This is a genomic window from Nonomuraea sp. NPDC050310, from assembly GCF_040655795.1.
Taxonomy (GTDB): Bacteria; Actinomycetota; Actinomycetes; order Streptosporangiales; family Streptosporangiaceae; genus Nonomuraea.
Window position 1 is genome coordinate 577,994 of record NZ_JBFAKP010000001.1, and the last position, 25,370, is coordinate 603,363.

Below are 25,370 nucleotides of genomic sequence, written 5' to 3' on the forward strand. Positions count from 1 at the left end.
CCGGGTCAGGCGGCCCGGACGAGCGAGCCCTTGACCGTCACCGGATTGCGGATCAGGTTGAGGATCGGGCAGACCCGCTCGACCTCGGCCTGCAACCGGGCCAGGTCCTCGTCGGAGGCAGGGGAGGCGAGCCGTACCTCGTAGCGGAAGTCGTAGGGGTTCTTCGGGATCGACGGGTCGTCGCCGCCCTGCGCCCGCGGGTCGTACTCCGCCTCGACCTCGACGGCGAGCGAGTCGAGCGGGATCTCCAGCTCGGCCGCCTTGATCAGGAAGATGTGCGTCACGCAGCTCCCGAGCACCCCGGCCTGCAGCTCGGGGGAGCCGGGGCCGAGGTCGTAGCCGGCGAAGTCGGTGGCGCTGTCGCTGAGGATCTGGAAGTCGCGGATCCGGATCCGCCGCACGCCGCTCCGGCCTTCGGCGGTGACCTGCGCGTGGAGCCGGACGGGCGTGCCCGGGCCGGGAGCCGCGCGGCGGGCCAGCAGGGCTTCGCGCTTGTGGGCGAGGTACTCGCGCAGGCTGCTCATCGCAACGTCACCAGGCCGTTCGGGGTGTGCAGCGCCGCTTCGAGCGCGGGCTCGCCGGCGGCCACGTCGAGCTTCGCGCCGAGGGCGTGGAGCGCTGCCTCGATCTTCGCCGGTTCGGGGTGGGTGCCGCTCAGCGCGACCAGTTCGAGCTGGGGCAGGCCCTCGGACGGGTGCGTGGTCGCGCCCCAGTCGATCACGAACGGCGCCAGCCGTACCGCCTCGGGGTTGTCGATCCGGGTCAGCCGCCACTCCAGCAGGGTGCCGTCCGGCTTGCGGCGGGACAGCGGGCTGACCTCGCCGGGGTCGTACCCGGCCGCGCGGGCGCGGGCGACCAGGTCGTCGATCTCGGTGGTGCGCACCGCCCAGCCGGCCAGCCGGGGCTCGGCCAGCGTCTCCAGGCCGAAGGCGCGCGGGCGCTCGTCCTGCTCGGGGTCCGGGCCGATGATCTCCAGGTAGGCGCCGGAACCGAGGCCGACCAGGTAGTTGGCGGTGCCGCCGGGATGCGCGCCGCCCTTGACCGGCGCGACGCCGGTGAGCCGCGTGAAGGCGGCGACCCCGGCCTCCAGGTCGGGAACGGCGTAGACGAGGTGGTCGAGCACGGTCATGAGGGTTCTCCCAGGGAAAGCATGAGCCGGTTGGCCCAGTTGAAGAAGGCCGCCGCGTGGACGAGGTCGGCGATGGCCAGGTCGTCGAGCCCGGCCTCGCGCAGCGGCGCCGGGTCGAAGCTGGGCGGGGTGGCGGTGAGGGCCGCCGCCGCGTCGATGATCGCCCGCCACCGTGGCTCCTGCGGGCCCTCGACGCCCTCGTCGAGCAGGCGCTGGACGTCGTCGTGCCGCTTGGAGTGGTGGGTGGCGAAGCGGGAGTGCACCGAGGCGCAGAACACGCAGCCGTTGACCCGCGAGACCGCGGTCGCGGCCAGCTCGCGCTCGGCCCGCGGCAGGCCGCCGTCGGCGTTGTAGAAGACGTCGAGGTCGGTCTGTGTGCGCGCGTGCAGGATGCCCGGATCCCGGGCCAGCAACCGGAAGTACGGCGAAGCCGCCCGCGCCCGGTCGACGAGCGCTTCGAGGTGGGCCGCGGTCAGCTCCTCCTCGGCCAGCGGTTCGAGCCACGGGCTCCAGCCGAGCGAGTCCTGGGTGAAGGCGGTCATCGGAGTCCTCTCAGCGCGCTGATCACCCGGATCTGGAAGGCCAGGAAGGCCACGAGCTGGGCGACGGTGACGATCTCGTCGGTGCTCCAGCCCGCCTTGGCCAGCGCCTCCAGCGCCTCGGGCGAGGCCTCGCGCGGGCGCAGGACGAGCAGGTGGGCGTGGGTGAAGGCGGCGTTCATCCGCTCCCCGAAGGGACCGGCGGCCTGGTAGACCGGGCCGAGCACGTTCTCGGCGGCCAGTTCGGGCTCGCGGTAGGCGCCGTACGGTCCGGTGGTGCGGGCCGCCTCCGCCTCGGCCCTGATCGACTCGGCCAGGCCGGGGTCGAGCCGCTCGGCGTAGAAGCGGGCGACGGCCGGCTGCTCGTGCAGCGTGGCGACGAACGCGGCCAGCGCCAGCAGGTCGGGCCGGGCCTGCCCGAACAGCGCCTCGTAGCTGCGCTGGGCGTACTCGCGGGTCCGCGGCCGGCGGCGGCGCAGCTCGTCCAGGGCCGAGCCGGGCGCGATGCCGGCGAGGTGGTCGATGACGTCGATGCTCATGTCCTGCTCAAGGTGGTCGAAGGGGTCCAGCCGAGCGCGGGGGCGACCTCGGTCGCCAGCAGCTCGATGGAGCGAAGGATCAGGGGGTGGGGCGGGTCGATGGAGTGCACCTGGAAGACCAGGTCGGTGACGTGCTCCAGGACCGGGTCGGCGCTCAGCGAGGCGACGACCTCCTCCGGCGTGCCCACGTGCGCGTCCCAGGCGGCGACGAGCTGGTCCACCCCGCCACCGTCCGGCACCGGCCAGCCGGCCACCGCCCGGCTCAGGCCCAGCTCGGCGTGGCGCAGCGCCTCCTCCCGGCTGTCGGCGACGAAGGCGGTGCGGGAGGCCACGATGCGCGGCGGCACGCCCGCCGGGAGGTTGGCGTGGTAGGCGTCCACGATCGGCTGCTGCACCTCGGCCAGGCTCACGCCGGGCGCGCGCGGCTGGGTGCGCGACAACATCAGCCCGTTGCCCGCCCGCCCGGCGCGCTCGCCGCCCGAGACCGAGAAGGTCGCCTCCCACACCGACTCCAGCAGCCGCGGCGCCGCCGGATAGAGCCGGTTGCCGCCGCCCAGGTCGCCGCCCGACCAGGCGTCGACCAGCACCGCGAGGTGCTCGGCGTACACCTCGGCACGGCGCGCGTTGTCGACGCCGAAGGCGGCGAAGCTCGTCGGCGTGCCTCCGCCGCCGACCCCCACCTCCAGCCGGCCGCCGGACAGCAGGTCCAGCACCGCGGTGTCCTCGGCCACCCGCACCGGCTGCTCCAGCGGCAGCGTGATGATGCCGGTGCCCAGCCGGATCCGGCTGGTGCGCGCGGCCACGTGGCTCAGGAAGACCAGCGGCGCGGGCAGGCCGCCCTCGCCGCCGTCGAAGTGGTGCTGGGCGACCCAGGCGCTGTCGAAGCCGAGCCGCTCGGCGTGCTCGATCTGCTCGGCGGCCAGTCGGTAGCGCTCGCCGGCCGGCGCGTCGTCCAGCAGGCGGGTGAAGAAGCCGAGGCGCCTGGTCATGCGGCCCTCACCGGGACCGCGGCCAGCAGCTCACGGGTGTAGTCGTCCTGCGGGTCCTGGAAGACCCGCGAGGTGGTTCCGAATTCCACGATGCGTCCCTTGTTCATGACGGAAACGGTGTGCGAGATCTGCCGCACGACGGCCAGGTCGTGCGTGATGAACAGGTAGGTCAGGCCGAGGTCGCGCTGCAGCTCGGCGAGCAGGTCGAGGATCTGCGCCTGCACGCTGACGTCGAGAGCGGAGACCGCCTCGTCCAGCACGAGCACCTGCGGCCCGACGGCCAGCGCGCGGGCGATGGCCACCCGCTGGCGCTGCCCGCCGGACAGCTCGCGGGGCCGCCTGGTGAGCACGTCGGCGGGCAGCGCGACCCGCTCGACCAGCTCCTTCACCCTGGTACGGCGAGCCGCCCGGTCGCCGAGCCGGAAGTTGCGCAGCGGCTCCTCGACGATGTCGGCGATCCTCTGCCGGGGGTCGAGCGAGCTGTAGGGGTTCTGGTGGACGAGCTGCACGTGCCGCCGGAAGTCCGGCCCGGCCCCCGGGAGCTCGACCGTGCCGCCGGTGGGCTTCTCGAAGCGCACGATCATGCGCGCGGTCGTGGTCTTGCCCGAGCCGGACTCGCCGACCAGCGCGTGGGTGGTGCCGCGGCGGACCTCGAAGGACACCCCGTCCACCGCCCGGACCCGGCCGAACTCCTTCACCAGGTCCGTGACGACGATCGCGGCTGGGCCCGCCGCGGGCTCCTCGCGGAAGTCGCGGCCGGACAGCGCGGGGGCGTCGGCCAGCAGCCGGGCCGTGTAGGCGGCACGCGGCTCGGCCAGCACCGCCGGGGTCGGGCCCTGCTCCTCGATGCGGCCGTCCTTCATCACCACCAGCCGGTCGGAGCGGCCGGCTGCCACCCCCAGGTCGTGGGTGACCAGCAGGACCGCCGTCCCGTACTCCTGGCGCAGGTCGTCGATGAGATCCAGGATGCGGCGCTGGACGGTGACGTCAAGGGCGCTGGTGGGCTCGTCGGCGATGATCAGACGCGGCTTGAGCGCGATGGCGGCGGCGATCAGGACCCGCTGGCGCATGCCGCCGGAGAGCTGGTGCGGGTACTGCTTCGCGCGCAGCTCCGGGTCGGACAGGCCGACCCGCTCCAGCAGGTCGAGCACCTCGCCCTTGCGCTTGTGCAGGTGGAACACCTCGCCGAGCTGGGCGCCGATGGTCTTGACCGGGTTGAGGGAGGTGATCGGATCCTGGGGGATGAGGCCGATCTGGGTGCCGCGGACGGACCGCCAGGCCTTCTCCCCGTACCCGGCGATGTCGGCGCCGTCGAGCAGGATCCGGCCGCCGGAGGCGGGGTGCAGGCCGATGAGCGCGTTGGCGGTGGTGGTCTTGCCCGAGCCGGACTCGCCGACGACCGCCAGCACCTCGCCGGGGTCGAGGTCGAAGGAGATGCCGTGCACGACCTCGCGCCTGCCGTACTGGATCTTGAGGTCACGGACCTGGAGCAGGCTCATCGGATCTCCTTCGCCAGCCGGCCGGCGGCCAGCACGACCGCGACCACGACCAGGCCGGGCAGGGTGGTCAGCCACCACGAGGTGGCCAGGTAGTTGCGGCCCTCGGAGATCAGCAGCCCCCACTCCGGCGTGGGCGGCTCCGCGCCGTACCCGAGGAAGCCGAGCGTCGAGATGGCCAGGATGGCCACCCCGAACTGCAGCGCGGCCAGCGCGATCACCGGGCCGAAGGAGTTGGGCAGGATGTGCCGCCAGAGCACCGAGGCGAAGCCGCCGCCGCTGCCGAAGGCGGCCTCGACGTAGTCGGACCGGCGGGTCTTGACCACCTCGGCGCGGGTCACGCGGGCGAAGGCGGCGATCGAGCCGACCCCGACCGCGATGGCCACGTTCACCGTGCCTGGGCCGAGCAGGATGATCACGACCAGCGCCAGCAGCAGCCCGGGTACGGCGAGCAGGACGTCCGCGAAGCGCATCACCGCCGCGTCCAGCACCCCGCCGGCCGACCCGGCCAGCAGGCCGAGCAACGTGCCGGCGACCAGCCCGACGCCCACGGCGACGGCCGCGCCGGACAGCGAGTGCACCGACCCGTGCACCACGCGGGCGAACAGGTCGCGCCCCACCGCGTCGGTGCCGAACCAGTGCGCCACGCTCGGCGGCTGCAGCTTGTCCGCGGGCACGCCGTTGAGCGGGTCCTGCCCGGCGAACAGACCGGGCAGCAGGGCCCAGAGCAGGACGAGGGCGACGACCGCCCAGGAGAGGACCTTCATGCCAGCCTCGGATCGAGCACGGGATAGAGCAGATCGACGACCAGGTTGACCAGGACGAAGACGCAGGTGGCCAGCACCACGATGGCCAGCAGGACCGGGGTGTCCTGCGCGTTGACCGACTGCTCGGTGAGCCGGCCGATGCCGTTGCGGCCGAAGACCGTCTCGGTGACCACCGACCCGGCGATCAGCTCGCCGAAGGTCAGGCCCGCGATGGTCAGCGTGGGCAGCAGGGCGTTGCGCGCCACGTGCCGGTGGAGTATCCACCGCCGCGAGGCGCCCTTCGCCGCGACGACCTGGATGAACGGCTGCCGCAACGTCTGGTCGATGCTGCGGCCGAGCACCTGCGCGATCGGCGCGGCGATCGGGATCGCCAGCGTCACCACCGGCAACAGGAGCTGCTGCGCCGGGGTGCCGCCGATCACCGGGACCAGCTTGAGCTGGAAGGAGAAGACCTGGATGAGCACGATGCCCAGCCAGAACACCGGCACCGAGACGAACAGCGGCGGCAGCGCCCGCAGGAACCCGCGCGCGCTGAACGCGATCACCACGGCCAGCACGAGGGCGAGCAGGAAGGCCGGCCCGGCCAGCTTCGCGGTCTCCGGCAGGCCCTCGGCCAGGCGCTCGATCACCGGGGTGCCGGTCTCGACCGAGTAGCCGAAGTCGCCGCGCAGGAAGCCGAGGAGCGTGTGCAGGTAGCCGCCCGCGTCGTAGAACCGCCGGATCTCGGCGATCTGCTCGGGGGACAGGCCCAGCTCGGGGTTCTGGAACTTGATCAGGATGGAGTCGCCGGGCAGGGCTTGGAGCAGCAGGTAGGCCACGGTGAAGGCGGCCCACAGGACCAGGGCCGCCTGTCCCGTCCTGCCCGCGAGGTAGCGGGCTCTCACGACTTCCAGACCGAGTAGAACGTGGGCCTGGCCACGGCCTCGAAGTCGACCCCGTGCACGTTCGGGGCTCCGCCGTACACCTGGGGCTCCTCGAACAGCGGGATCGCGTAGGCCTGCTCGATCACGTAGCGCTGGATCTCGCCGACCTTCGCCGCGCGCTTGGCGGGATCGGCCAGGGCCGACTGCTCCTCCAGCAGGCGCTCCAGCCGGGCGTCGTTCGACAGGATGACGTCACGGTTCTTGGTGTGGAAGTGGCTCTTGATCACGTCGGGGTCGGCGCGGCCGACCATCGAGTGGTTGACCGCGGTCTTCTCCGCGTCCTTGATGTCCACGGCCAGCGTGCCGGCGTCCGCGGGGCGGATCTCCAGCTTCACGCCGAGCTTGGTCCACTGCTGGGCGATCAGTTCGAGGGTCTGCTTCGACAGCGGCTGCGGGCCGGCCACGAACACGCCCAGCTCCAGCCGGCGGCCGTCCTTGACCCGGACCCCGTCCGGGCCCGGCGTCCAGCCGGCCTCGTCCAGCAGCCTCTTCGCGCCGTCGAGGTCGTAGGCCAGCTCCTTCGACAGGTCGACGTAGCCGGTCGCCAGCTTGCTCAGCACGCTGGTGGCCTGCGGGTAGCTCTTGGTGAACAGGGTGGCGACGACCTCCTTGGCGTCCGTGCCCCGCTGGAGCGCCTGGCGGACCTTGAGGTCCTTCAGGATGCTGTTGGCCGGACGCAGGTACAGGCCGTTGTTGACGCCCCTGGTCGGCTCGGCGTAGATCCGGAAACCGGCCTTCTCGACCGTCTGCTCGTCGTACGCCTGGACGTAGCGCACGAAGTCGGCCTGACCCGACGTCAGCGCGCCCACCCGGACGCTGTCCTCCGGGGTGACGATGATCTGGATCTTGTCCAGGTAGGCGCGGCCCTGGTGCTTGCTGCTCGGCGGGGCCCAGTCGTAGTCCTTGCGGGCGGCCAGGTCGATCTGCTTGTCCACGATCTGGCCGGCCACCGTGAACGGGCCGGAGCCGATGACGTTCTTGAGCTGGCACTGCTCCTCGTACGGCAGGCTGATCGTCTTCTTCGAGACCAGGCCCGCGCCGATGACCGACGTGCCCTGGAGGAAGCCCGGGGAGGGCTTGGAGAAGTGGAACCGGACCGTCCTGGGGTCGATGACCTCGCTGCGGTCGTAGTTGTTCACGAACTCGGCCGGGGGGAGCTTCAGCGTCTCGCTGCCCTTGCCGTAGACGTCGAAGTTCGCCGCCACGGCGGCGGCGTCCAGGGGGGAGCCGTCGGAGAAGGTCACGCCGTCGCGCAGGTGGAAGGTGTACTCCGTGGCGTCGGCGTTCACCTCCCACTTCGTGGCGATCCAGGGCTCGATCTCCAAGGTGTCGGGGTTCTGCCAGGTCAGCTTGTCGGTGAGCTGGTTGAGCAGGCCGCCGTTGGGATAGAAACCGGCGGCCGGGAGGTACAGGCAGGTGGGGGGCTGGTGTTCCAGGTAGGTCAGGGTGCCGCCGTACACCGGGCTGCCTGTTGGTCTCGGGGTGCCGGGCTGGGCTTGGGTGGCCGTGCCGCAGGCGCTGAGCAGGCCCATGGCGACGAGGACAACTAGGGATCGCGAAACAGACATGGGGGAACAGCTCCTCACAGGCTCGACTCAATCCCACCATATCCTACTTGTATAGTCGGGAATGCCTCGGCCTCCGTCCCGGGCGCGCTTCACGCGTTCGAGCTTGGGCTCCTCTGATGGGGGCCCAGCTCCCCATAAGCCCTCGCCGGGGGCCCGAGCGTGAGGCGGGTCGGTCAGAAGGGGATGGTGAGGGGCAGGGCACCCCGGTGATCACAGCCCCAGGACGGACGGTCACGTCGGCGCGGTGAGTGAACAACCCGCCCAGGTCGGCGGTAGGTAAGATTCGCGGCGCGGTGGGAGAGAAGCGGGGTGTGGCTGCCCGAGGGAAAAGAGGAGGCGTCACTCCTTTCCACTCTCAACGTATAGCGCACCAGGGGGCTTGCCACAAGCCCCCGGTCATGGCGCAGAATCGTCCGCCGAGGCCAGAAGCTGCGAAAACGGGGGACGAGCAAGTGCGAGTGGTGTTGTCGACGTACGGGTCACGCGGTGACGTGGAGCCGCTGGTCGGGCTGGCGGTGAAGCTACGGGAGGCCGGTGCGGAGGTGCGGGTGTGCGCGCCGCCGGACGAGGACTTCACGGCGCGGCTGGACTGGGTAGGGGTGCCGCTGGTGCCGGTCGGCCCGTCGGCCAAGGCGCTGACGACGGCGAAGCAGCCGCCGGCGCCCGCCGATCTGCCACGGCGCGCGGCGGAGGTGATCGCGAGCCAGTTCGAGGCGGTCACGGAGGCCACCGAAGGGGCGGACGTGCTGATGGCGACCGGGATGATGCCGGCGGCGGCCGGTGCGCGGTCGGTGGCCGAGCGGTTGGGGGTGCCGTCGGTGTCGGTGACGTTCCAGCAGGTCACGCTGCCCTCGCCGGCCCATGCGCCGCTGGCGTACCTGGGACGGCCGTTCCCGCCGGAGGTGACCGGCAACGCCGAGCTGTGGGAGCTGGACGCGCAGAGCATCGACGCGTTGTTCGGGGACGCGCTCAACAGCAGCCGGGTGGCCGCCGGGATGGCGCCGGTCCGGCACGTGCGCGACTACGTGATCGGGAAGCGGCCGTGGCTGGCGACGGATCCGGTGCTGGACCCCTGGCGGGGGACGCTCCAGGTCGTGCAGACGGGCGCGTGGATCTCGGCGGACGAACGGCCGCTCCCGCCCGAGGTGACGGAGTTCCTGGCGGCGGGCGCCCCACCGGTGTACGTCGGGTTCGGGAGCATGCCGATGCGGAAGGCGGCGGACGCGGCCGAGGTGGCGATCGAGGCGGTGCGCGCCCAGGGACGGCGGGTGCTGATCGGGCGCGGGTGGGCCGATCTGGCGCTGGTCGACGACCAGGACGACTGCCTCGCCGTACACGAAGCCAACCATCAGGAGCTGTTCCGGCGGGTGGCGGCGGTCGTGCACCACGGCGGGGCGGGGACGACGACCACGGCCGCGCGGGCGGGCGCGCCGCAGGTGGTCGTGCCGCAGGGCGCCGACCAGCCGTACTGGGCCGGGCGGGTGGCCGAGCTCGGGATCGGGGCGGCGCACGACGGGCCGGTCCCGACGGTCGAGTCGCTGTCGGCCGGGCTGAGGGTGGCGCTGAGCGACGAGGTCCGTGACCGCGCGGCGGCCGTCGCCGGTCGCATCCGCGCCGACGGGGCCGAGGTGGCGGCGAAGCTGCTGCTGGACCCCGCCACCTGGGAGATGCCGTCCGCGTGAGCCGCCACCAGAACAATGCCGAAAGAGCTACGCAGATCGGAGCCGATGTAGTGACCCCGCTGTCCACCAGCGCGTTCGACCTTCCCGAGCACCTGGCGGCCAAGGCCGACCCGGCCTTGATCGCCCGGGACGAGGCGCACTTCGCCGCCATCGCGGCGAGCCTGGAGCAGTCGATCGCCGAGCTGTCCGCGCGGCTGGACGCCGAACGCCTGGCGCCGGGCCGCAAGGGCCGCGAGGCGCTCGAACGGGACCTGGAGATCCACCGGCTGAGCGCGCGCCTTCGGGCGCTGCGGCGGTTCGGGCTGGACCTGTGCCTGGGGCACATGGTCGCCGAGGACGACCCCGAGCCGGTGTACATCGGCCGCCTCGGCCTCACCGACAAGGACGGCCAGCGGCTGCTGCTCGACTGGCGCTCGCCCGCGGCGGAGCCGTTCTTCGGCGCCACCCACGGCAACCCGATGGGCCTGGCCAACCGCCGCCGCTACCGCTGGACGCGGGGCCGGGTGAGCGACTACTGGGACGAGGTGTTCACCGCCGACGGGTTCGAGGGGCACGCCGCCGCGCTCGACGACCAGTCCGCCTTCATCGCCAGCCTGGGCGCCAACCGCTCGCCGCGGATGCGGGACGTGCTCGGCACCATCCAGGCCGACCAGGACGCCATCATCCGGGCCGGTTCGCGCGGCGCGCTGGTGGTGGACGGCGGCCCGGGCACCGGCAAGACGGTCGTCGCCCTGCACCGGTCCGCCTACCTCGTCTACTCCGACCCGCGCCTCGGGCACCACCGTGGCGGCGTGCTGTTCGTCGGCCCGCACCAGCCGTACCTGGCCTACGTCGCCGACGTCCTGCCCAGCCTGGGCGAGGAGGGCGTGCAGCTCTGCACGCTGCGCGACCTGGTCCCGGAAGGTGCGGAGGCGAAGATCGAGAGCGACCCGGAGGTGGCCCGGCTGAAGGCCAGCGCGGACCTGGTCAAGGCCATCGAGCCGGCGGTCAAGTTCTACGAGAACGCGCCGGACAAGGGCATGTCGATCACCACCCACTGGGAGGACATCTGGCTCAGCCCCGAGGACTGGGCCGAGGCGTTCGACGCGCCCGACCCGGGCACCCCGCACAACGACGCGCGCGACCAGATCTGGGCCGCCCTGATCACCATCCTGGCCGACAAGCACGACGGCGACGTCGCCCCCCAACTGCTGCGCAAGTCGCTGCTGCAGAACCGGGAGCTGCTCACCACTTTCAACCGCGCCTGGCCGCTGATCGAGGCGAACGACCTGGTCGGCGACCTGTGGTCGGTTCCGGCCTACCTGCGGATGTGCGCCCCGTGGCTCAGCGTCGAGGAGATCCGGCGGCTGCAGCGCGAGGACCCCAACGCCTGGACGGTCTCCGACCTGCCGCTGCTCGACGCCGCCCGGCAGCGGCTCGGCGACCCCGAGACCTCCCGGCGCAAGCGCAGGCAGGAGGCCGCGCTGGCGGTCCAGCGCGAGCGCATGGCCCAGGTCGTCGAGCACCTCATCGAGGCCGACGACGACGGCGAGGGCCTGGTGACCCAGCTCGGCCGGGCCGACCTCCAGCGCAACCTCATCGACGAGTCCGAGCTGCCCACCGTCGACCCGGACGTGCTGGCCGGGCCGTTCGCGCACATCGTGGTGGACGAGGCGCAGGAGCTCACCGACGCCGAATGGCAGATGTTGCTGCTGCGCTGCCCGTCACGCAGCTTCACCATCGTGGGCGACCGCGCCCAGGCCCGGCACGGGTTCACCGAGACGTGGCAGGAACGGCTGGAGCGGATCGGGCTCGACCGGGTCACCCTGGCCTCGCTCAGCATCAACTACCGCACGCCCGAGGAGATCATGGCGGAGGCCGAGCCGGTCATCCGGGCCGCGCTGCCCGACGCCAACGTGCCGACCTCCATCCGCAGCAGCGGCGTCCCCGTCGTCCGTGGCTCCGTCTCGGAGCTCGCCGCCGTCCTGGACGGCTGGCTCGCCGACCACGCCGAGGGTACGGCATGCGTCATCGGAGCCCCGGGCTTCGCGGAGAGCGCCCGGGTGCGGTCACTGACGCCGGAACTGGCCAAGGGGCTTGAGTTCGACCTCGTCGTGCTGGTCGACCCGGAGCGCTTCGGCGACGGCATCGAGGGCGCGGTGGACCGCTACGTCGCCATGACGCGCGCCACCCAGCGGCTGGTCATCCTCACCAGCGCCTGAGGGGTGTGTGGCCGGCCGTCACGGCGGCCGGCCACGCACACCTCCTGGCCGTCTCCCTGGACAGGGCCCGGCCACGTGCGGCGACTGGGTCTGACCCATGCTTGCCGTACCGGGACTTGGAAGAGGTCAGCCCGGCACGGGCGGGTCAGGGGCGGCCGAGGGCGCGGTAGTGCCAGCCGGCGGCGCGCCAGACGGTCGGGTCGAGGGCGTTGCGCCCGTCGACGATCTTGCGGGTGGCGACGACGGACCCCAGCTCGCCGGGGTCGAGCGCGAGGAACTCGGCCCACTCGGTGAGCAGTAGCACGACGTTCGCGCCACGGACGGCCTCGACGGCGGAGGTGGCGTAGCTGAGCTCGGGGTGCGCCTTGCGCGCGTTGTCGAGCGCGATCGGGTCGTAGACGGACACGAGCCCGCCGAGCTGCCCGATGGTGACGGCGACGTCGAGCGCGGGGGAGTCGCGGATGTCGTCGGAGTTGGGCTTGAAGGCGGCGCCGAGGACGCCGACGGTGCAGCCGTGGAAGGAGCCGCCGGCCAGCTCACGGGCGAGATCGACCATGCGCGCGCGGCGGCGCAGGTTGATCGCGTCCACCTCCCGCAGGAAGGTGAGGGCCTGGTCGGCGCCGAGCTCGCCGGCGCGGGCCATGAAGGCGCGGATGTCCTTGGGCAGGCAGCCGCCGCCGAAGCCGAGACCGGCGTTGAGGTAGCGTCCGCCGATGCGGTCGTCGTAGGACAGGGCCTCGGCGAGCTGCTTGACGTCGGCGTGCGCGGCCTCGCAGACCTCGGCCATGGCGTTGATGAAGGAGATCTTGGTGGCGAGGAAGGCGTTGGCGGCGGTCTTGACCAGCTCGGCGGTGGCGAAGTCGGTGACGACGATCGGGATCTCGCCGAGCGGCGCGTAGACCTCGCGCAGCTTCTCCTCGGCCTGCGCCGAGCGCACGCCGATGACGATGCGGTCGGGCTTGAGGGTGTCCTGGACGGCGAAGCCCTCACGCAGGAACTCGGGGTTCCAGGCGAGCTCGGCGCCCGCACCGGCCGGGGCGAGGCGCTGCAGGCGCTCGGCGAGCCGGTCGGCGGTGCCGACGGGGACGGTGGACTTGCCGACGACCAGGCAGTCGCGCGTCAGATGCGGCGCGAGCGCCTCGATGGCGCTGTCGAGCTGGGAGACGTCGGCGGCGTACTCGCCCTTCTTCTGCGGCGTGCCGAGGCACAGGAAGTGGACGTCGCCGAAGGCGGCCACCTCTTCGTAGGAGGTGGTGAACCGCAGGCGGCCGGAAGCCAGGCCGCGCCGGAGCAGCTCCTCCAGGCCCTCTTCGTGGATGGGCAGTTCGCCGTTCTGCAGCCGGCGGATCTTGTCGGCGTCGATGTCGAGGCCGAGAACCTCGAAGCCGAGATCAGCCATGCACGCCGCGTGGGTGATCCCTAGATAACCGGTTCCGATCACCGTCAGGCGATTTGGCACGTGGAGGCTCCCTTCATCGGGACGCATGTTACCGGCCCCCCGCTACTACCTCTGTGCCACCTCCTTACTCCGGCAAACCGTACCGGCTAGTAACAAGATGCTCGGACGTCCTAGTATTTGTGCCATGTCTTTCTACGCGCCCACCGAAGAGCACGAGATGCTGCGCGAGACCGTCCGGGCGATCGCGGACGAGAAGATCGCGCCCCGCGCCGCCGAGACCGACGAGACGGCCGAGTTCCCCTGGGACGTCTACAAGGCCCTCGTCGCGGCGGACCTGCACGCGGTGCACGTGCCCGAGGAGTACGGCGGGGCGGGCGCGGACGCGCTGGCAGCGGTGATCGTCATCGAGGAGGTCGCCCGCGCCTGCGCCACCTCCTCGCTGATCCCGGCGGTCAACAAGCTCGGCACGGTTCCGCTGCTGCTGTCGGCCTCCGATGAGCTCAAGCAGCGCTACCTGCCGCCGGTCGCGCGCGGCGAGGCGATGTTCTCCTACGCGCTCTCCGAGGCCGAAGCCGGCTCCGACGCCGCCGCCATGAAGACCCGCGCGGTGCTCGACGGCGACCACTACGTGCTCAACGGCACCAAGATGTGGATCACCAACGCGGGCGTCTCCGAGTACTACACCGTCATGGCGGTCACCGCCCCCGGCGAAGGCGCCCGCGGCATCTCCGCCTTTGTCGTGGAGAAGGACGACGAAGGCGTCTCCTTCGGGCCGAAGGAGAAGAAGCTCGGCATCAAGGGCTCCCCGACGCGCCAGGTCATCCTGGAGGACGTCCGCATCCCCGCCTCCCGCATGATCGGCGAGCCCGGCACCGGCTTCAAGACCGCGCTGGCCACCCTCGACCACACCCGGGTCACCATCGCCGCCCAGGCCCTCGGCATCGCCCAGGGCGCCCTGGACTACGCGATCGGGTACGTCAAGGAGCGCAAGCAGTTCGGCAAGCCGATCGCCGACTTCCAGGGGCTGCAGTTCATGATCGCCGACATGGCGATGAAGCTGGAGGCCGCCCGGCAGCTCACCTACCACGCCGCGGTCAAGTCCGAGCTCGCCATGCACGGGCAGCCGCAGAAGGACCTCACCTTCCTGTCCAGCGCGGCCAAGTGCGCGGCTTCCGACGCGGCCATGGAGATCACGGTGGATGCGGTGCAGTTGCTGGGTGGGTATGGGTATACGCGGGAGTTCCCGGTCGAGCGGATGATGCGGGATGCGAAGATCACGCAGATCTATGAGGGGACGAACCAGATCCAGCGGATGGTCATGGCTCGGCAGCTCCTCAAGTAGCTGACTGCTCGGGCCTTCGCCGGGGCGCGCTTCGCGCGTGCGGGGGGCTCGTCTTAGCGGGGGGCCGAGCCCCCCCGCACCCCCAGCCGGGGCTGCCGCCCCGGACCCCGGCCTGTGGTGCGGCTGCCCCGTGGCTGGGACCATGGCACGTCATGGACATCGACGGCTTCTGGGACCTGGTCGAGCGGTCCGACAGGGAGAGCGGCTCCAGGGCCGAGCGTCTGGCGTGGCTGGATGCTCACCTGCGTACCCTGCCGGTGGAGGAGATCCTCGACTACCAGGTGTGGATGAACCTAGCTGAACGGCGTATCCACGTGTGGGACATGTACGGGATGTACTGGCACCTGTACGGGTTCGGGTCAGGCGACGGATTCCTCTACTTCGTGCGGTGGCTCATCAGCCTGGGCCGTGACGCCTTCGAGTTCGCAGCCGAGTCGCCTGACCGCATCGCGGAGTTGCCACAGGTCCTCCACTCCCTCACCGACGAGGACTGTCGGACCCAAGAGTTCGAGCGCTTCGGATACGTCGCTCAAAAGGCCTATGACGTGGTCTCCGCTTCCGGCATCGATTCCATGCCGGACGCGCTCACCGTTCGTGCGGCTGAACTCGGCGTGGTCAGTGACTGGAACAGCTTCGGTGACGGTGAGCATTGGGACTTCGAGGACGAGGCCGAGGTCGAACGACACCTGCCCGGCCTGATCGAGTACCGGGCTCGCCTGGAAGGCACGACTCCGTCATGAGATGGCTTTCTTCCGCCTAGGTCATCTAGGCGCGACCGGCCGCACCTTCCAAGGCTTCGGCGTCTCCCGCGCCCAGGAGGCGTGCCGTCTGGGCCCACAGCTCGTCGAGCAAAGCAGGGTCGTCGTTCAGCTTGGCGAACAGGATCATGCCTTCCATCTGCGCCACCATGGCCCGGGCCGTGCCGCGGCCGGCGCTGGCCGCCGGGATGTCCCCGGCAGCGGCGGCCTCTTCCAGCACCGACAGGATGAGCCCGATCTCGTCCTCGAAGACCTCCCGAAGGCGGGCCTGGACCGCGGCTTCCTGGCCGCTCAGCTCCAGCGCCAGGTTGGCGAGCAGGCAGCCGCTGACCGCTCCGGCGGTCTCGCGCAGGGCCTCCTGAGTGGTCCGGGTGGCACGGAAGAGCTGTTCGAGGCGGTCGAGGGGGCTGCCGGGCTGCGACAAGGTCGCCACCCACTCCATCCGCTGCCCGGCCCAGTGGCTGTCGATCACCGCGAGGGTGAGCGCCTGCTTGGACTCGAAGAAGTGGTAGAAGCTGCCTTTCCGCACGTCGGCCAGGGCGCAGATCTCCGCGACCCCGACGCTGGCGTACCCGCGTCGCCGCATCAGCTGGCAGGCGGCGTCGAGGAGTCGCTCGTGCGCGGTGCTGGATCGTCCCATGCGGCGAGTATACGGCCGGTCAACTACGACTTGCAGATTAGTTGACCGGTCGTCTAGTGTCGCCTCCATCGAGATCCGAGAAAGGGACCGTCCATGTCAGAACCCATCACCGTCGCCATCGCCTTCCACAGCGGCCACGGCCACACGGCCCGCCAAGCACGGGCGGTCGCGGCCGGCGTGTCCTCCGTGCCAGGGGCCCAGGCCGATCTGCGCGATGTGACCGTCCTGGACGACGAGCTGTGGGCCGCCCTCGGCCGGGCGGACGCGATCGTCTTCGGCTCACCGACCTACATGGGCAGCCAGTCGAGCGCGTTCCAGACGTTCGCCGAGGCCAGCAGCTCCGTTTGGGCCACGCTCGGCTGGCGCGACAAGGTCGCGGCCGGCTTCACCAACTCCGCGGGCCTGAACGGCGACAAGCTCAACACATTGACGTCGATCGCCCTGTTCGCCGCCCAGCACGGCATGCACTGGGTGAACCTGGGCCTGCCGCCCGGCTGGCTCTACACCTCGACCGGAAGCGTCGACGACCTGAACAGGCTGGGCGGCTTCCTCGGCGCCATGGCGCAGTCCCCGTCCGACCTCGGCCCCGAGGAGGCGCCCCTGACGTCGGATCTGATGACCGCCGAGAATCTCGGCCGCAGAGTGGCCCTGACCGCCACGCAACTGGCGCACGGGCGCCGGGCGTTCACCGGCGTCGCAGCCGGCTGAGGGGACACGCGATGATCACGCGAGGACGGGTCGAGGCGCTGTTCGGCCTGGAACACCCCATCGTGCAAGGTCCCTTCGGGGGAGGGCTGTCCACCGTACGGCTGGCCGCCGCGGTGTCGGAGGCCGGCGGCCTCGGCTCCTTCGGCGCGCACATCCTCGAACCCGAGCAGATCACCAAGCTTGTCGCGGAGCTGAAGGCGGCCACGGACCGGCCCTTCGCGGTCAACCTGTGGGTGCCCCAGGCGGGGGAGACCGAACCCGCCGAGCTCGCCGCCCACATCGACCGGCTCCGCCCCTACTACGAGGAGCTCGGTGTCCCCGCGCCCGGACCGGGCCTGCCCCCGTCGCCGTCGTTCGCCGAGCAGGTGGAGGCCCTCGTCGAGGCGGCTCCCCCCGTGATCAGCTTCGTCATGGGCATCCCCTCCCCGGAGGTGCTCGCCGAGGCCGGGCGGCGCGGTATCCGCACCATCGGCACCGCGACGACGGTGGACGAGGCCGTGGCGGTGGAGGCGGCCGGCATGGACGCCGTCGTGGCGTCCGGCAGCGACGCGGGCGGCCACCGGGGGGCGTTCCTCCGGCCCGTCGACGAGTCGCTGGTGGGAACCTTCTCGCTGGTGCCCCAGGTGGCCGACGCGGTGACGATACCCGTCATCGCGGCGGGCGGCATCGCCGACGGCCGGGGCGTGGCCGCCGCCCTCGTCCTCGGCGCGGACGGAGTGCAGATCGGCACCGGCTTCCTCGCGACGGACGAGTCGGGCGCCAGTGCGGTCCACAAGCGGGCGCTCCATGGGCCCGACGCCCGGACGACCGTGCTCACCAGGCTCTTCTCCGGAAGGCTCGCTCGCGGCATCCCCAACCGTTTCGTACGCGAGCTGCGCCCGTACGAGGACGCGGTGCCCCCGTATCCCATCCAGAACGCGCTCATGCTGCCGATCCGCCGGGCGGCCGCCGAGCGGGGCCTGCCCGACCTCGTCAACCTGTGGTCCGGCCAGGCGGCGCCGCTGACCACGCCCCGGAGCGCCCGCGACTACCTGGAAGCCCTGGTCGCCGACGCCGCGCGGACTCTGGGCCACACCTGAGGCGGTGGATCAAGGGCGGCGGTAGCAGAGGGCGACAGCACCCGTGGCCGGAATGGTGGTGGCGTGGGAGAGCCGCCACGTCGAGGCAAGGCCGTCGGGCAGCAGCCGTACCCCACCACCCAGGGTCGCCGGGACCACGGTCATCCAGAGCTCGTCGATCAGGTCGGCCTTGAGCAGTGCCTTGATGATGCTGGCGCTGTTGATGACGAGGATGTCCCGCCCCGGCGCGGCCTTGAGCGAGCGCACCTCGGCTTCGAGGTCGCGGGAGACCCGGGCGTTGGTCCACTCCGTCTTGTCCAGGTCGCTCTGCTCCAGGGTCGTGGAGATGACCACCTTCTCGACCGTGGCCAGCCAGTTCCCCAGGTCCCGGGTCCTTGGCGAGCTGGCCGGGTCGCTGGTCAGGCCGGGCCACACCGACGTGAAGCCCTCCCAGTTGACCCGGCCGACGACCGCCGTGCTCACGCCGCGCCAGATCCCCTCGTACATGATCTCGCTCTGCTCGCTGGTGATGTGCTCCATGGCCCAGCTCATGTCGTCCTCGGGGCCGGTGCTGGTGTAGCCGTCCATCGAGACGACGGCGTCCGCGATGACCTTGCGCTGCTGGCCGGTGTTCTCAGGCATGGTGCCCCCTTGTCGCTGGCGACGAGCGAAGAAACAGTTTCCGCCGGACGCTGCGTATGCAGCAAGCGTCCGGCTTATGGAGGCTCGATTCGGACAGCACCGTGGAGCTGCTCTGGGGCGTGCGACAGCCGCCGAACCGAGGGCCCAAGCCCGCGTTCACCCTCGCGCACATCGCCAAGGCCGCGATGGACCTCGCCGACGCCGAGGGGCTCGCCGCCCTGTCCATGCAACGGGTCGCCGCCGAGCTCGGCTTTGCCCGACGCCACCGTCGGCGAGCGCGTCATGGGCCCGAAGGAGATCGGCTGGACGGAGGCCGCGGTCGCCGCCCTCGCCGGGAGCGGCCTGAGCGGAGGCGAGCAGATGGACGCGGTCCTCCTGCTCAGCGGCCACGTCCGCAACACCCGCTCCGTCGCGGCGGCCGGCACCCAGCCATGGACGCCGGAGCGGCAGCCCAGCCCTGTCCTCAGGCTGCTGCCCGACCACGCCGCCGACCGTGTTCCGGCGTTGCGCGCCGCCCTCGCCTCGTCCGGCGACGCCACCCTGGACAGCAGCCGCGAGTTCGGCCTGCAGCGGCTCCTCGACGGCGTGGAAGCCCTCATCGCCCAGCGCGCCCGCCGGCCGCGCGTCGAAGCGTACGGCGCAGCCGATCAGTGACAGGGCAGCACATAGCATGTGGCGATGCTCCCCCAGCCTGCCGACGGCCCCCGCGCCGTCTACCCCGGAACCTTCGACCCCTTCACCGAAGGCCATCGGGACATCGTGGAGCGAGCGCGGCGATTGTTCGCCCACGTGACGGTGCTGGTCGCCGTCAACGACGCCAAGCGCCCCACCAAGGCCGGCGCGGAACGCGCGCGGGACATCCAGGCGGGCCTCCCGGCGGAGTGGGAAAACGTGTCGGTCGCCGCCTGGAGCGGGTTGACCGTGGACTACTGCCGCGCCCACGCCGCCGACGTGATCATCCGAGGCGTACGAAACGCCTTCGAAGGGGAGCGCGAAGCCCAGCTGGCCACGATGAACGAGGCACTGGGCATCACGACCCTGTTCCTCCCGGCCCGACCTGAACTCGCGGCCATCTCCTCGACGGCGGTCCGGGCGACTGCGACCGATCGCCGGTAAGGGGCTTCGCTCGGGATAGTGGTCCCCCGGAGGAGGGAGGGGGTTCCCTCCTTGGAGGGAACCGGTGGCAGGGCGGGCTGCCTAGCGTGGCGGTCATGAGAGCTTCTGCGAGGCGTCTGATCCTGGCGGCCGGGTGGGTGGGGGCGGCCGGGCTGGCGGTGGTGGCGCCGGGGAACGTGGTCATGCGGCTGGTGTTCGGGAAGACGGACGATCCGGCGCTCGGGTGGCAGCTCGTGCTGGGTGGGGTCGGGCTGGTGCTGGGTGGGGTGCTGGCGGGGTGGAGTGCACGAAGGCAGGCGGGGCGAGGTGCACAACCGGACGTACGGCCCAGCCGGTGGATCAGAGTGGTGACGTGGGGGGCGGCGGCGGTGCCGGTGGCCGGGTTCTCGGTGCCGCATCTGCTGTGGGGGCTGGGGGTGCCGTTCGGGGTGGCGGGCGGGGCCGGGATCGGGGAGCTGGGGGGTTCGCCGGTGTTCTGGGGGGTGTTGGTGGCCGGGCCCGTGGCGGGCGCGGGGTTGACGCTGGGGCTGGTCAGTCGGTGGGGGCGGGTGATCGGGGGGTGGAGAGTGCCTAGGTGGGTCGCGGTCGTTCGGGCGACCGTGGTGGGGCTGCTGGTGGCGCAGTACGGGGCGATGATGACCGGCTGCCTGGCGTTCGGCGTCAGCCGTACCTGCGCGCCTGGGGGAGGGGAGGAGGTCCTGGACGGGAACTGGGGGTTCGCGGGGACGTACCCGGTCTTCCTGCTGTGGGGGGTGCTCCTGCTGGCCGCGGTGGTGGGGTACGTGCACACGACGGCTCGGGAGGGTTAGGGGCGGAGGACGGCGGCGCCGGCGAGTACGGCGGCGCCCAGGGCGAGGGCGGTGGCGGTGCCCTCGACAGGGCCGGCGAGGGCAACGAGGCCGCCGAGTCCGGCCACGCCGAGGGCGGCGCCGACCTGGCGGAAGGCGTTGAACAGGCCGCCGGCGACGCCGCCGGTGCCGGGGGGAGCGGCGGCGACGGTCATGGCGGTGAGGGGGACGAGGGTGAGCGGGGTGCCCAGGCCGGCGATCAGGAGGCCGGTCATGAGGAGGGGGAGGGGCGCGCCGGTGAGGATGGCCAGGGCGGTGAGGGCGGTTCCGGTGGCGCCGAGGGTCAGGCCGAGCCGGGTGGGGAGTTCGGGCCCTCGGGCGGCGACCAGGCGGCCGACCAGCGGGCCGATGGTGGCGGGGCCGATGGTGTACGGGAGGAGGGCCAGGCCGGTCTGGCCGGGGGTCAGGTGCCGGGCCTGGAGGAAGTACAGGCCGAGGGTGAACAGGACGGAGGCCATGACGAACTGCTGGGCGGTGCCGAGCAGGGTCACGCGGCGGAGGCGGCGGATCTGGAGGAGGCGCGGGGGGAAGGCGGGGGCGGGGCTGCGGCGCTCGGTGAGGAGGAGGATCGGGAGGGCGAGGAGGGTGAGCAGGCCGAGGAGTGCGCTGCGCTCCAGCACGGCCGCGGTGAGCAGGCCCAGCGTGACGACGGCGGCGGTCTGACTGCGCCAGTCCAGTGGTGTGGTGGGCAAGGAGGGGGCGGCGGGTCGCTCGGCGGGCCCAAGAGGGGGGACGCTCGAAGCGGCGGCGGGAAAGGTGGAAGAGGGGGTGGCGGCGTTTCGGAAAGTCGCGGTGAGGGCCAGGCCGAGGAGGGCCAGGGGGAGGTTGACCAGGAAGATGGTCCGCCAGCCGCCCAGGTCCACCAGCAGACCCCCGACGAGCGGCCCGGCGGCGAAGCCGAGGCCGGTGAGGACGGCCCAGGTGCCGACGGCGCGAGCGCGGGCGGCGGGGGCGGGGTAGAGGGCGCCGAGCAGGGACAGGGTGCTGGCGGGGATGGCCGCCGCGGCGGCTCCCTGGAAGGCACGGAAGAGCACGAGCAACGGCAGACTGGGCGCGAGCGCGCAAAGCAAAGAGGCGGCGGCGAAGGCGATGAGGCCCAGGCGGAAGACCCGCCCGGCGCCGAAGCGGTCGGCCAGCGCGCCGCTGGAGAGCAGGAGCGCGCCGAAGGCGATCACGTAGGCGCTGACCGTCCACTGCTGCCCGGTGAGGGTCCCGCCGAGGGAGGCGGAGATGTCGGGCAGGGCGACGTTCAGGATGCTGCTGTCGAGCAGGACCATGAAGAAGCCGGTGGAGAGGCCCAGGAGCCGCAGACCGGCCGACGGAGTAGTACGGGTGTCGAGCATGGCCCCAGCATCGAAGCGGCCACCCCCACCGCTCCACCGGAAGAACCGCACCCTTCGTGCGGTTAATCCGAATCGTGGAGATGCGACAGCTCCGAACCTTCCTGGCCGTCGTCGAGCACCGTACGGTCACCGACGCCGCGACCGCGCTGGACCTGGCGCCGTCGTCGGTGTCGCAGCAGATCAGGGTGCTCGAAGCCGACCTGGGCGTGGCGCTGTTCGTGCGGCGGCACGGCGGCATGGACCTGACCGAGGCGGGCGAGCGGCTGAGCTCACGCGCGCCACGCCTGCTGGACGAGGTGGAACGGGCCCGCCGGGAGGTGGCCGGGCTGCCCAGGACGCTGCGCTTCGGCGCGATGGAGACGATGATCGCCACCCGCCTGCCGAGCCTGCTGCGCCGGCTGGGCGAGACGCGGCCCGACCTCGACGTGCGGGTGGACCGCGCCGACAACCACACCGACCTGATGGAGCGCGTGCGCGGCGGCGAGCTGGACGCGGGGCTGACGCTCGACTCGCGGGTGGCGGCGCTGCCGCCCGAGCTGGCGTACGTGGACCTCGAACCGGTGGTCCCGACGCTGGCGGTACGAGGGGATCACCCGCTCGCGGGACGCGGGCCGGTGACGCGCGCGGAGCTGCGCGGGCACCGGATGATCCTGGGCCCGAAGGCGTGCTCCTTCCACGTGCTGACCGAGCGGTATCTCGCCCCGCACGACGACCTGGCCCGGGTGTCGAGCGTTTTCGTGGCGCGGAGCTGGGCAGCGCAGGGCATCGGAGCGGTGCTGCTGCCGGACTTCACGCTGGCGGCCGAGCTCGATGCGGGCACGCTGGTGCGGGTGCCGCTCGCCGAGGAACTGCAGGAGTGCTGGATGAGGCTGGTGTGGCGGGCCGACCGCGAAACGGAGCCCGACCTGCGTGACCTGCTCTATTCGGCCAGCATTCCTGAAATCATTAGATAATGGGATCCGCGACACTGGTGCCGCAGACGCGCACGATGGAGCTGTCCGCCGACGACGCGTGGACCACGCTGCGCCAGTACGGCTTCCGCCACCTGGCCCACGACTCCTTCGTCCGTTTCCGCTACGGCGACGGCATGAGCCACTCGCGAGCGCTCGCGTTCCAGCTCTGCCTGTCGATCATCCCCGGCACGATCGCCCTGGTCGGCCTCAGCTCGGTCACCCACCAGGAGCACCTCGGTCAGGTGCTGGAGCTCGCGCTGGCCCGCCTGGCGCCCGGCGAGGGCGGCGCGGCGGTCATGGACGTGCTCGGCGGCGGCGCCAGGCGGCGGGACGTCGTCGCGCTGGTGCTCGGCCTCGTCACCGCCCTCGTCTCGCTGACCAGCACCATGGCCCAGGTCGAGCGCGGCGCGAACCGGATCTACGGCATGGAACGCGACCGTCCTTTCCACCGCAAGTACGGCAGAGCGGTCGTGCTCGCCTCGACGGCGGGCGCGCTCATGGTCGCGGGCTTCACCGCGATGGTCGGCGGCGGCGCGATCGGCGGGGCGCTGGCCGAGGTGTACGGGTGGGGGCCGGGGCTGCGGTTCGGGTTCGACGTGGTGCGCTGGCCGGTGGGCTTCCTGCTGGCGCTCGCCTCGGCCTCGGTGCTGTTCCGCGCCGCGCCCCGGCGGCGGCAGCCCGGGCACACCTGGCTGGCCTTCGGCGCGCTGGTCACTCTGGCGTTGTGGACGGTGTTCACCTTCGGGCTCTCCCTCTACACCGGCAGCAGCGGCACCTTCGGCAGCACCTACGGGCCGCTGACGGCGATCATGGCGCTGCTGCTCTGGGCGTTCCTGAGCTCGATCGCGCTCTTCCTCGGTCTGGCCTTCGCGGCGCAGCTCGAAGCCTGCCGGGCCGGGTGCGTGGATCCGGCGGAACCCGACACCGGGCCCAGCGCGCAGGAGGAGCGGGAACCGCTGGTCGGCGCGGTCGGTTCGGCCGCCATCGCCGCGGCCCGCGGCCTGATCCGTGCGGCCCGCCGTACCCGCTCCAAGGCCACGACGCCCGCCGACCCGCCCGAGCGGTAACCCCTACAGCGCGCCCAGCAGGTCGACCACCAGGCGGAGCGGCTCCGGGCCGGTGGGCCGCAGGACGACCGTGTCCGCCCCGGCCTCCCACAACGCGCGGAGCCGCGCGACGGCCTCGTCGGGCGTGCCGGAGAGTGAGGCGACCTCCGACGCGGGCACCTGGAGGAACCCGGCCATCTCCGCCGCCAGAGGCTCGGGCAGCTCGCCCGAGCACAGGTAGGTGAGCACCACCAGCTCGTGCGGCCCGGTGGGCGCGATGGCCTCCAGGGCCGCCCGCACCCGCTCCGGCCCGTACCCCTCGGGCACGATGGTGCCCTGGGCCAGCCGCCCCGACAACGCCAGCGACTTGGGCCCGATCGCGCCGGTCATGAGCGGCGGCGGCACCTGGGGCGGATGCACGAGCCGCACCCCGTCCAGCCGGACCTCCCGGCCGTCCAGGCTCACCTGCTCGCCGCGCAGCAGCGCGGACACCGAGACCAGGGTCTCCTCCAGCAGCGACAGCGGCGATCGAGGCGCCACGCCGGCCTGCCGCATCCACTCCCGCACGCCGTGCCCGATGCCGGCGACGAAGCGCCCGGGGTGCAGGCGGGCGAGGTTGCCCAGCTCCATCGCCAGCAGCGCCGGGTTCCGCAGCGGCGCGGGCGTGATGCCGACCGCGACCCGCAACCGGGAGGTGACCGCGAGCGCGGTGGCGGCCGAGGTGAGCCCGCCGGTCCAGCCGAGGTCCTCCACGACCCAGAGGTCCTCGATCCCGGCCATGGTGTCCAGGGCCCGGGCGAAGGGCACGAGCTCCTCGGGCGGCAGCCCGCGGTCGAACATCACACCGAGCCTCATCGGCCCCTCCAGTAGTAGCGGAACAGGCGGCCGACCTCAGCGTAGCCAGCGCGCCGGAACGCCGCGGCGGTCGGTGTGTTCGCCACGTCGGTGGCGGCGACGATGCGCTCCAGTCCGGCCTCGGCCAGGGTGCGCGTGCCGTACGCGAGCAGGTCGTCGACGAAGCCGTGCCCGCGGTGCTCGGGGACGACGCCGATGTAGGCGATGGAGTGGTCGTCCGGCACCACCAGGCCGACCGGCTCGCCGCCGAGCAGGCCGACGGCGAACCAGCTCGGCTTGGCGCGGCGGTGGACGAGGTCGGCGTACATGACCCGGGCCTCGTGTTCCGCGCCGCTGGTGGCCAGCTCGACGCGGGTGTCGTGGTCGAGCGAGCCGCGCGAGATGCGCACCAGCAGGTCGAGCACGGCCTGCTCGCCCAGGTCGAGCGCGGGGACGTAGGTCAGCCGCCCGGGATCGGCGGGCAGGTCGGCCCCGGCCTGCCACTCCAGCCGGTGCCGCTCGACCTCCAGCTCGAAGCCGGCGCCGAGCACCGCGGCGTGCTCGGTGGAGCGGTCCAGGACCGGAGTGAGGCCGGGCTTGAGCGCGATGTCGTGGATCATCTTCGGCACGCCCAGCGAGCCGACCGCCTCACGCAGCAGCGCCGAGCCCGCACGCGGGTCGGGGCCGGGCTCGAAGTGCCAGGTCACGACCGGGTCCGCGCCGCGGTACGGTGCCCAGAAGGCCACCCGCACGGGGCCACGGGCGAAACACCACTCGGGTCGCGTCCTGCCCTCCTCGCCCGCGGCGACCAGTTGGGATCGGGCAGGCTCGGGGAACTGCTCGAACAAGG

Annotated in this window: 26 protein-coding genes; 11 read left to right on the forward strand and 15 right to left on the reverse strand. The window is 72.2% G+C overall.

What is annotated here, in order from left to right:
* Positions 1 to 5: 5 nt before the first annotated feature.
* The 9 genes from AB0I67_RS02865 to AB0I67_RS02905 are packed head-to-tail and all read right to left on the reverse strand — an operon-like array spanning position 6 to position 7,950.
* Positions 6 to 524 carry an OsmC family protein gene (locus tag AB0I67_RS02865; protein ID WP_357916570.1) on the reverse strand — a complete coding sequence of 173 codons (519 nt, stop codon included), beginning with the start codon at positions 522 to 524 and terminating at the stop codon, positions 6 to 8.
* Complete coding sequence (locus AB0I67_RS02870; RefSeq protein WP_357916573.1) at positions 521 to 1,129, reverse strand: VOC family protein; 609 nt, start codon at positions 1,127 to 1,129, stop codon at positions 521 to 523. The genes AB0I67_RS02865 and AB0I67_RS02870 overlap by 4 nt, the downstream gene beginning before the upstream one ends.
* Entirely contained in the window at positions 1,126 to 1,671 is a 546-nt protein-coding gene (locus AB0I67_RS02875; protein ID WP_357916576.1) for an alkylhydroperoxidase domain protein, read from the reverse strand. The genes AB0I67_RS02870 and AB0I67_RS02875 overlap by 4 nt, the downstream gene beginning before the upstream one ends.
* The gene (locus AB0I67_RS02880; protein ID WP_357916579.1) at positions 1,668 to 2,207 is read right to left on the reverse strand and encodes a CMD domain protein; all 540 of its coding nucleotides are present in this window, start codon (positions 2,205 to 2,207) and stop codon (positions 1,668 to 1,670) included. The genes AB0I67_RS02875 and AB0I67_RS02880 overlap by 4 nt, the downstream gene beginning before the upstream one ends.
* Positions 2,204 to 3,196 carry a putative FMN-dependent luciferase-like monooxygenase gene (locus tag AB0I67_RS02885; protein ID WP_357916582.1) on the reverse strand — a complete coding sequence of 331 codons (993 nt, stop codon included), beginning with the start codon at positions 3,194 to 3,196 and terminating at the stop codon, positions 2,204 to 2,206. Before AB0I67_RS02885 ends, AB0I67_RS02880 begins: the two co-directional genes overlap by 4 nt.
* The gene (locus AB0I67_RS02890; protein ID WP_357916584.1) at positions 3,193 to 4,695 is read right to left on the reverse strand and encodes an ABC transporter ATP-binding protein; all 1,503 of its coding nucleotides are present in this window, start codon (positions 4,693 to 4,695) and stop codon (positions 3,193 to 3,195) included. Before AB0I67_RS02890 ends, AB0I67_RS02885 begins: the two co-directional genes overlap by 4 nt.
* A complete protein-coding gene (locus AB0I67_RS02895) occupies positions 4,692 to 5,459 on the reverse strand; it encodes an ABC transporter permease (RefSeq protein WP_357916587.1) in 768 nt (255 codons plus the stop codon). The genes AB0I67_RS02890 and AB0I67_RS02895 overlap by 4 nt, the downstream gene beginning before the upstream one ends.
* Positions 5,456 to 6,343: an ABC transporter permease gene (locus AB0I67_RS02900; RefSeq protein WP_357916590.1), complete on the reverse strand. Its 888-nt coding sequence runs from the start codon at positions 6,341 to 6,343 to the stop codon at positions 5,456 to 5,458. Before AB0I67_RS02900 ends, AB0I67_RS02895 begins: the two co-directional genes overlap by 4 nt.
* Positions 6,340 to 7,950 carry a TIGR04028 family ABC transporter substrate-binding protein gene (locus AB0I67_RS02905; protein ID WP_357916592.1) on the reverse strand — a complete coding sequence of 537 codons (1,611 nt, stop codon included), beginning with the start codon at positions 7,948 to 7,950 and terminating at the stop codon, positions 6,340 to 6,342. Before AB0I67_RS02905 ends, AB0I67_RS02900 begins: the two co-directional genes overlap by 4 nt.
* Before the next feature lie 452 nt (positions 7,951 to 8,402).
* On the opposite strand from AB0I67_RS02905, the gene AB0I67_RS02910 reads away from it, so the two are divergent.
* Positions 8,403 to 9,632 (forward strand): glycosyltransferase, encoded by a 1,230-nt coding sequence (locus AB0I67_RS02910; RefSeq protein ID WP_357916594.1) that lies wholly within the window; start codon positions 8,403 to 8,405, stop codon positions 9,630 to 9,632.
* A gap of 50 nt (positions 9,633 to 9,682) precedes the next feature.
* Positions 9,683 to 11,833, forward strand: coding sequence for an RNA polymerase recycling motor ATPase HelR (helR, locus tag AB0I67_RS02915; RefSeq protein WP_357916597.1), 2,151 nt, complete (start codon positions 9,683 to 9,685; stop codon positions 11,831 to 11,833).
* Between the two features lie 145 nt (positions 11,834 to 11,978).
* Here the strand turns inward: helR and AB0I67_RS02920 are convergent, their stop codons facing one another.
* Positions 11,979 to 13,319: a UDP-glucose/GDP-mannose dehydrogenase family protein gene (locus AB0I67_RS02920; protein WP_357916600.1), complete on the reverse strand. Its 1,341-nt coding sequence runs from the start codon at positions 13,317 to 13,319 to the stop codon at positions 11,979 to 11,981.
* A gap of 97 nt (positions 13,320 to 13,416) precedes the next feature.
* Between AB0I67_RS02920 and AB0I67_RS02925 the strand changes: the two genes are divergently transcribed.
* Both AB0I67_RS02925 and AB0I67_RS02930 read left to right on the forward strand, forming a co-directional pair.
* Complete coding sequence (locus tag AB0I67_RS02925; RefSeq protein ID WP_357916602.1) at positions 13,417 to 14,574, forward strand: acyl-CoA dehydrogenase family protein; 1,158 nt, start codon at positions 13,417 to 13,419, stop codon at positions 14,572 to 14,574.
* A 152-nt stretch (positions 14,575 to 14,726) separates the two neighbouring features.
* Positions 14,727 to 15,314: a DUF4240 domain-containing protein gene (locus AB0I67_RS02930; protein ID WP_357916605.1), complete on the forward strand. Its 588-nt coding sequence runs from the start codon at positions 14,727 to 14,729 to the stop codon at positions 15,312 to 15,314.
* Positions 15,315 to 15,339: 25 nt separating this feature from the next.
* Here the strand turns inward: AB0I67_RS02930 and AB0I67_RS02935 are convergent, their stop codons facing one another.
* Complete coding sequence (locus AB0I67_RS02935; protein WP_357916608.1) at positions 15,340 to 15,972, reverse strand: TetR family transcriptional regulator; 633 nt, start codon at positions 15,970 to 15,972, stop codon at positions 15,340 to 15,342.
* A gap of 93 nt (positions 15,973 to 16,065) precedes the next feature.
* On the opposite strand from AB0I67_RS02935, the gene AB0I67_RS02940 reads away from it, so the two are divergent.
* On the forward strand, positions 16,066 to 16,680 hold the full coding sequence (locus AB0I67_RS02940; RefSeq protein WP_357916611.1) for a flavodoxin family protein: 615 nt from the start codon (positions 16,066 to 16,068) through the stop codon (positions 16,678 to 16,680).
* A gap of 11 nt (positions 16,681 to 16,691) precedes the next feature.
* On the forward strand, positions 16,692 to 17,759 hold the full coding sequence (locus AB0I67_RS02945) for a nitronate monooxygenase (protein ID WP_357916613.1): 1,068 nt from the start codon (positions 16,692 to 16,694) through the stop codon (positions 17,757 to 17,759).
* 9 nt (positions 17,760 to 17,768) lie between these two features.
* Here AB0I67_RS02945 and AB0I67_RS02950 read toward each other — a convergent pair whose 3' ends face one another.
* On the reverse strand, positions 17,769 to 18,380 hold the full coding sequence (locus AB0I67_RS02950) for a dihydrofolate reductase family protein (protein WP_357916616.1): 612 nt from the start codon (positions 18,378 to 18,380) through the stop codon (positions 17,769 to 17,771).
* A 252-nt stretch (positions 18,381 to 18,632) separates the two neighbouring features.
* On the opposite strand from AB0I67_RS02950, the gene AB0I67_RS02955 reads away from it, so the two are divergent.
* The 3 genes from AB0I67_RS02955 to AB0I67_RS02965 all read left to right on the forward strand — a co-directional run bounded on the left by AB0I67_RS02955 (position 18,633) and on the right by AB0I67_RS02965 (position 20,305).
* Complete coding sequence (locus AB0I67_RS02955; protein ID WP_357916619.1) at positions 18,633 to 19,034, forward strand: TetR/AcrR family transcriptional regulator C-terminal domain-containing protein; 402 nt, start codon at positions 18,633 to 18,635, stop codon at positions 19,032 to 19,034.
* A gap of 24 nt (positions 19,035 to 19,058) precedes the next feature.
* Positions 19,059 to 19,496, forward strand: a complete 438-nt coding sequence (coaD, locus tag AB0I67_RS02960; RefSeq protein WP_357916622.1) for a pantetheine-phosphate adenylyltransferase — start codon at positions 19,059 to 19,061, stop codon at positions 19,494 to 19,496.
* Positions 19,497 to 19,591: 95 nt separating this feature from the next.
* Positions 19,592 to 20,305 carry a hypothetical protein gene (locus AB0I67_RS02965; RefSeq protein ID WP_357916625.1) on the forward strand — a complete coding sequence of 238 codons (714 nt, stop codon included), beginning with the start codon at positions 19,592 to 19,594 and terminating at the stop codon, positions 20,303 to 20,305.
* Here AB0I67_RS02965 and AB0I67_RS02970 read toward each other — a convergent pair.
* A complete protein-coding gene (locus tag AB0I67_RS02970) occupies positions 20,302 to 21,687 on the reverse strand; it encodes an MFS transporter (protein WP_357916628.1) in 1,386 nt (461 codons plus the stop codon). The two genes, AB0I67_RS02965 and AB0I67_RS02970, sit on opposite strands and share 4 nt — an antisense overlap.
* A gap of 80 nt (positions 21,688 to 21,767) precedes the next feature.
* Here AB0I67_RS02970 and AB0I67_RS02975 point away from each other — a divergent pair, with 80 nt between their 5' ends.
* Together AB0I67_RS02975 and AB0I67_RS02980 are read left to right on the forward strand one after the other, a co-directional pair.
* Positions 21,768 to 22,640 (forward strand): LysR family transcriptional regulator, encoded by an 873-nt coding sequence (locus AB0I67_RS02975; RefSeq protein WP_357916631.1) that lies wholly within the window; start codon positions 21,768 to 21,770, stop codon positions 22,638 to 22,640.
* Positions 22,640 to 23,707, forward strand: a complete 1,068-nt coding sequence (locus tag AB0I67_RS02980; RefSeq protein WP_357916632.1) for a YihY/virulence factor BrkB family protein — start codon at positions 22,640 to 22,642, stop codon at positions 23,705 to 23,707. The genes AB0I67_RS02975 and AB0I67_RS02980 overlap by 1 nt, the downstream gene beginning before the upstream one ends.
* 3 nt (positions 23,708 to 23,710) lie before the next feature.
* Here the strand turns inward: AB0I67_RS02980 and AB0I67_RS02985 are convergent, their stop codons facing one another.
* Together AB0I67_RS02985 and AB0I67_RS02990 are read right to left on the reverse strand one after the other, a co-directional pair.
* Entirely contained in the window at positions 23,711 to 24,541 is an 831-nt protein-coding gene (locus AB0I67_RS02985; RefSeq protein ID WP_357916635.1) for an LLM class flavin-dependent oxidoreductase, read from the reverse strand.
* On the reverse strand, positions 24,538 to 25,368 hold the full coding sequence (locus AB0I67_RS02990) for a GNAT family N-acetyltransferase (protein WP_357916637.1): 831 nt from the start codon (positions 25,366 to 25,368) through the stop codon (positions 24,538 to 24,540). Before AB0I67_RS02990 ends, AB0I67_RS02985 begins: the two co-directional genes overlap by 4 nt.
* Positions 25,369 to 25,370: the final 2 nt, after the last annotated feature.

Coding starts and splice junctions, on each gene's coding strand:
- AB0I67_RS02890 (WP_357916584.1), bottom strand. CDS start 4,695: ATGAGCCTGCTCCAGGTCCGTGACCTCAAGATCCAGTACGGCAGGCGC.
- AB0I67_RS02965 (WP_357916625.1), top strand. CDS start 19,592: ATGAGAGCTTCTGCGAGGCGTCTGATCCTGGCGGCCGGGTGGGTGGGG.
- AB0I67_RS02880 (WP_357916579.1), bottom strand. CDS start 2,207: ATGAGCATCGACGTCATCGACCACCTCGCCGGCATCGCGCCCGGCTCG.
- AB0I67_RS02945 (WP_357916613.1), top strand. CDS start 16,692: ATGATCACGCGAGGACGGGTCGAGGCGCTGTTCGGCCTGGAACACCCC.
- AB0I67_RS02875 (WP_357916576.1), bottom strand. CDS start 1,671: ATGACCGCCTTCACCCAGGACTCGCTCGGCTGGAGCCCGTGGCTCGAA.
- AB0I67_RS02870 (WP_357916573.1), bottom strand. CDS start 1,129: ATGACCGTGCTCGACCACCTCGTCTACGCCGTTCCCGACCTGGAGGCC.
- AB0I67_RS02935 (WP_357916608.1), bottom strand. CDS start 15,972: ATGGGACGATCCAGCACCGCGCACGAGCGACTCCTCGACGCCGCCTGC.
- coaD (WP_357916622.1), top strand. CDS start 19,059: ATGCTCCCCCAGCCTGCCGACGGCCCCCGCGCCGTCTACCCCGGAACC.
- AB0I67_RS02980 (WP_357916632.1), top strand. CDS start 22,640: ATGGGATCCGCGACACTGGTGCCGCAGACGCGCACGATGGAGCTGTCC.
- AB0I67_RS02925 (WP_357916602.1), top strand. CDS start 13,417: ATGTCTTTCTACGCGCCCACCGAAGAGCACGAGATGCTGCGCGAGACC.
- AB0I67_RS02970 (WP_357916628.1), bottom strand. CDS start 21,687: ATGCTCGACACCCGTACTACTCCGTCGGCCGGTCTGCGGCTCCTGGGC.
- AB0I67_RS02885 (WP_357916582.1), bottom strand. CDS start 3,196: ATGACCAGGCGCCTCGGCTTCTTCACCCGCCTGCTGGACGACGCGCCG.
- AB0I67_RS02895 (WP_357916587.1), bottom strand. CDS start 5,459: ATGAAGGTCCTCTCCTGGGCGGTCGTCGCCCTCGTCCTGCTCTGGGCC.
- AB0I67_RS02905 (WP_357916592.1), bottom strand. CDS start 7,950: ATGTCTGTTTCGCGATCCCTAGTTGTCCTCGTCGCCATGGGCCTGCTC.
- AB0I67_RS02985 (WP_357916635.1), bottom strand. CDS start 24,541: ATGAGGCTCGGTGTGATGTTCGACCGCGGGCTGCCGCCCGAGGAGCTC.
- AB0I67_RS02865 (WP_357916570.1), bottom strand. CDS start 524: ATGAGCAGCCTGCGCGAGTACCTCGCCCACAAGCGCGAAGCCCTGCTG.
- AB0I67_RS02940 (WP_357916611.1), top strand. CDS start 16,066: ATGTCAGAACCCATCACCGTCGCCATCGCCTTCCACAGCGGCCACGGC.
- AB0I67_RS02920 (WP_357916600.1), bottom strand. CDS start 13,319: ATGCGTCCCGATGAAGGGAGCCTCCACGTGCCAAATCGCCTGACGGTG.
- AB0I67_RS02930 (WP_357916605.1), top strand. CDS start 14,727: ATGGACATCGACGGCTTCTGGGACCTGGTCGAGCGGTCCGACAGGGAG.
- AB0I67_RS02950 (WP_357916616.1), bottom strand. CDS start 18,380: ATGCCTGAGAACACCGGCCAGCAGCGCAAGGTCATCGCGGACGCCGTC.
- AB0I67_RS02975 (WP_357916631.1), top strand. CDS start 21,768: ATGCGACAGCTCCGAACCTTCCTGGCCGTCGTCGAGCACCGTACGGTC.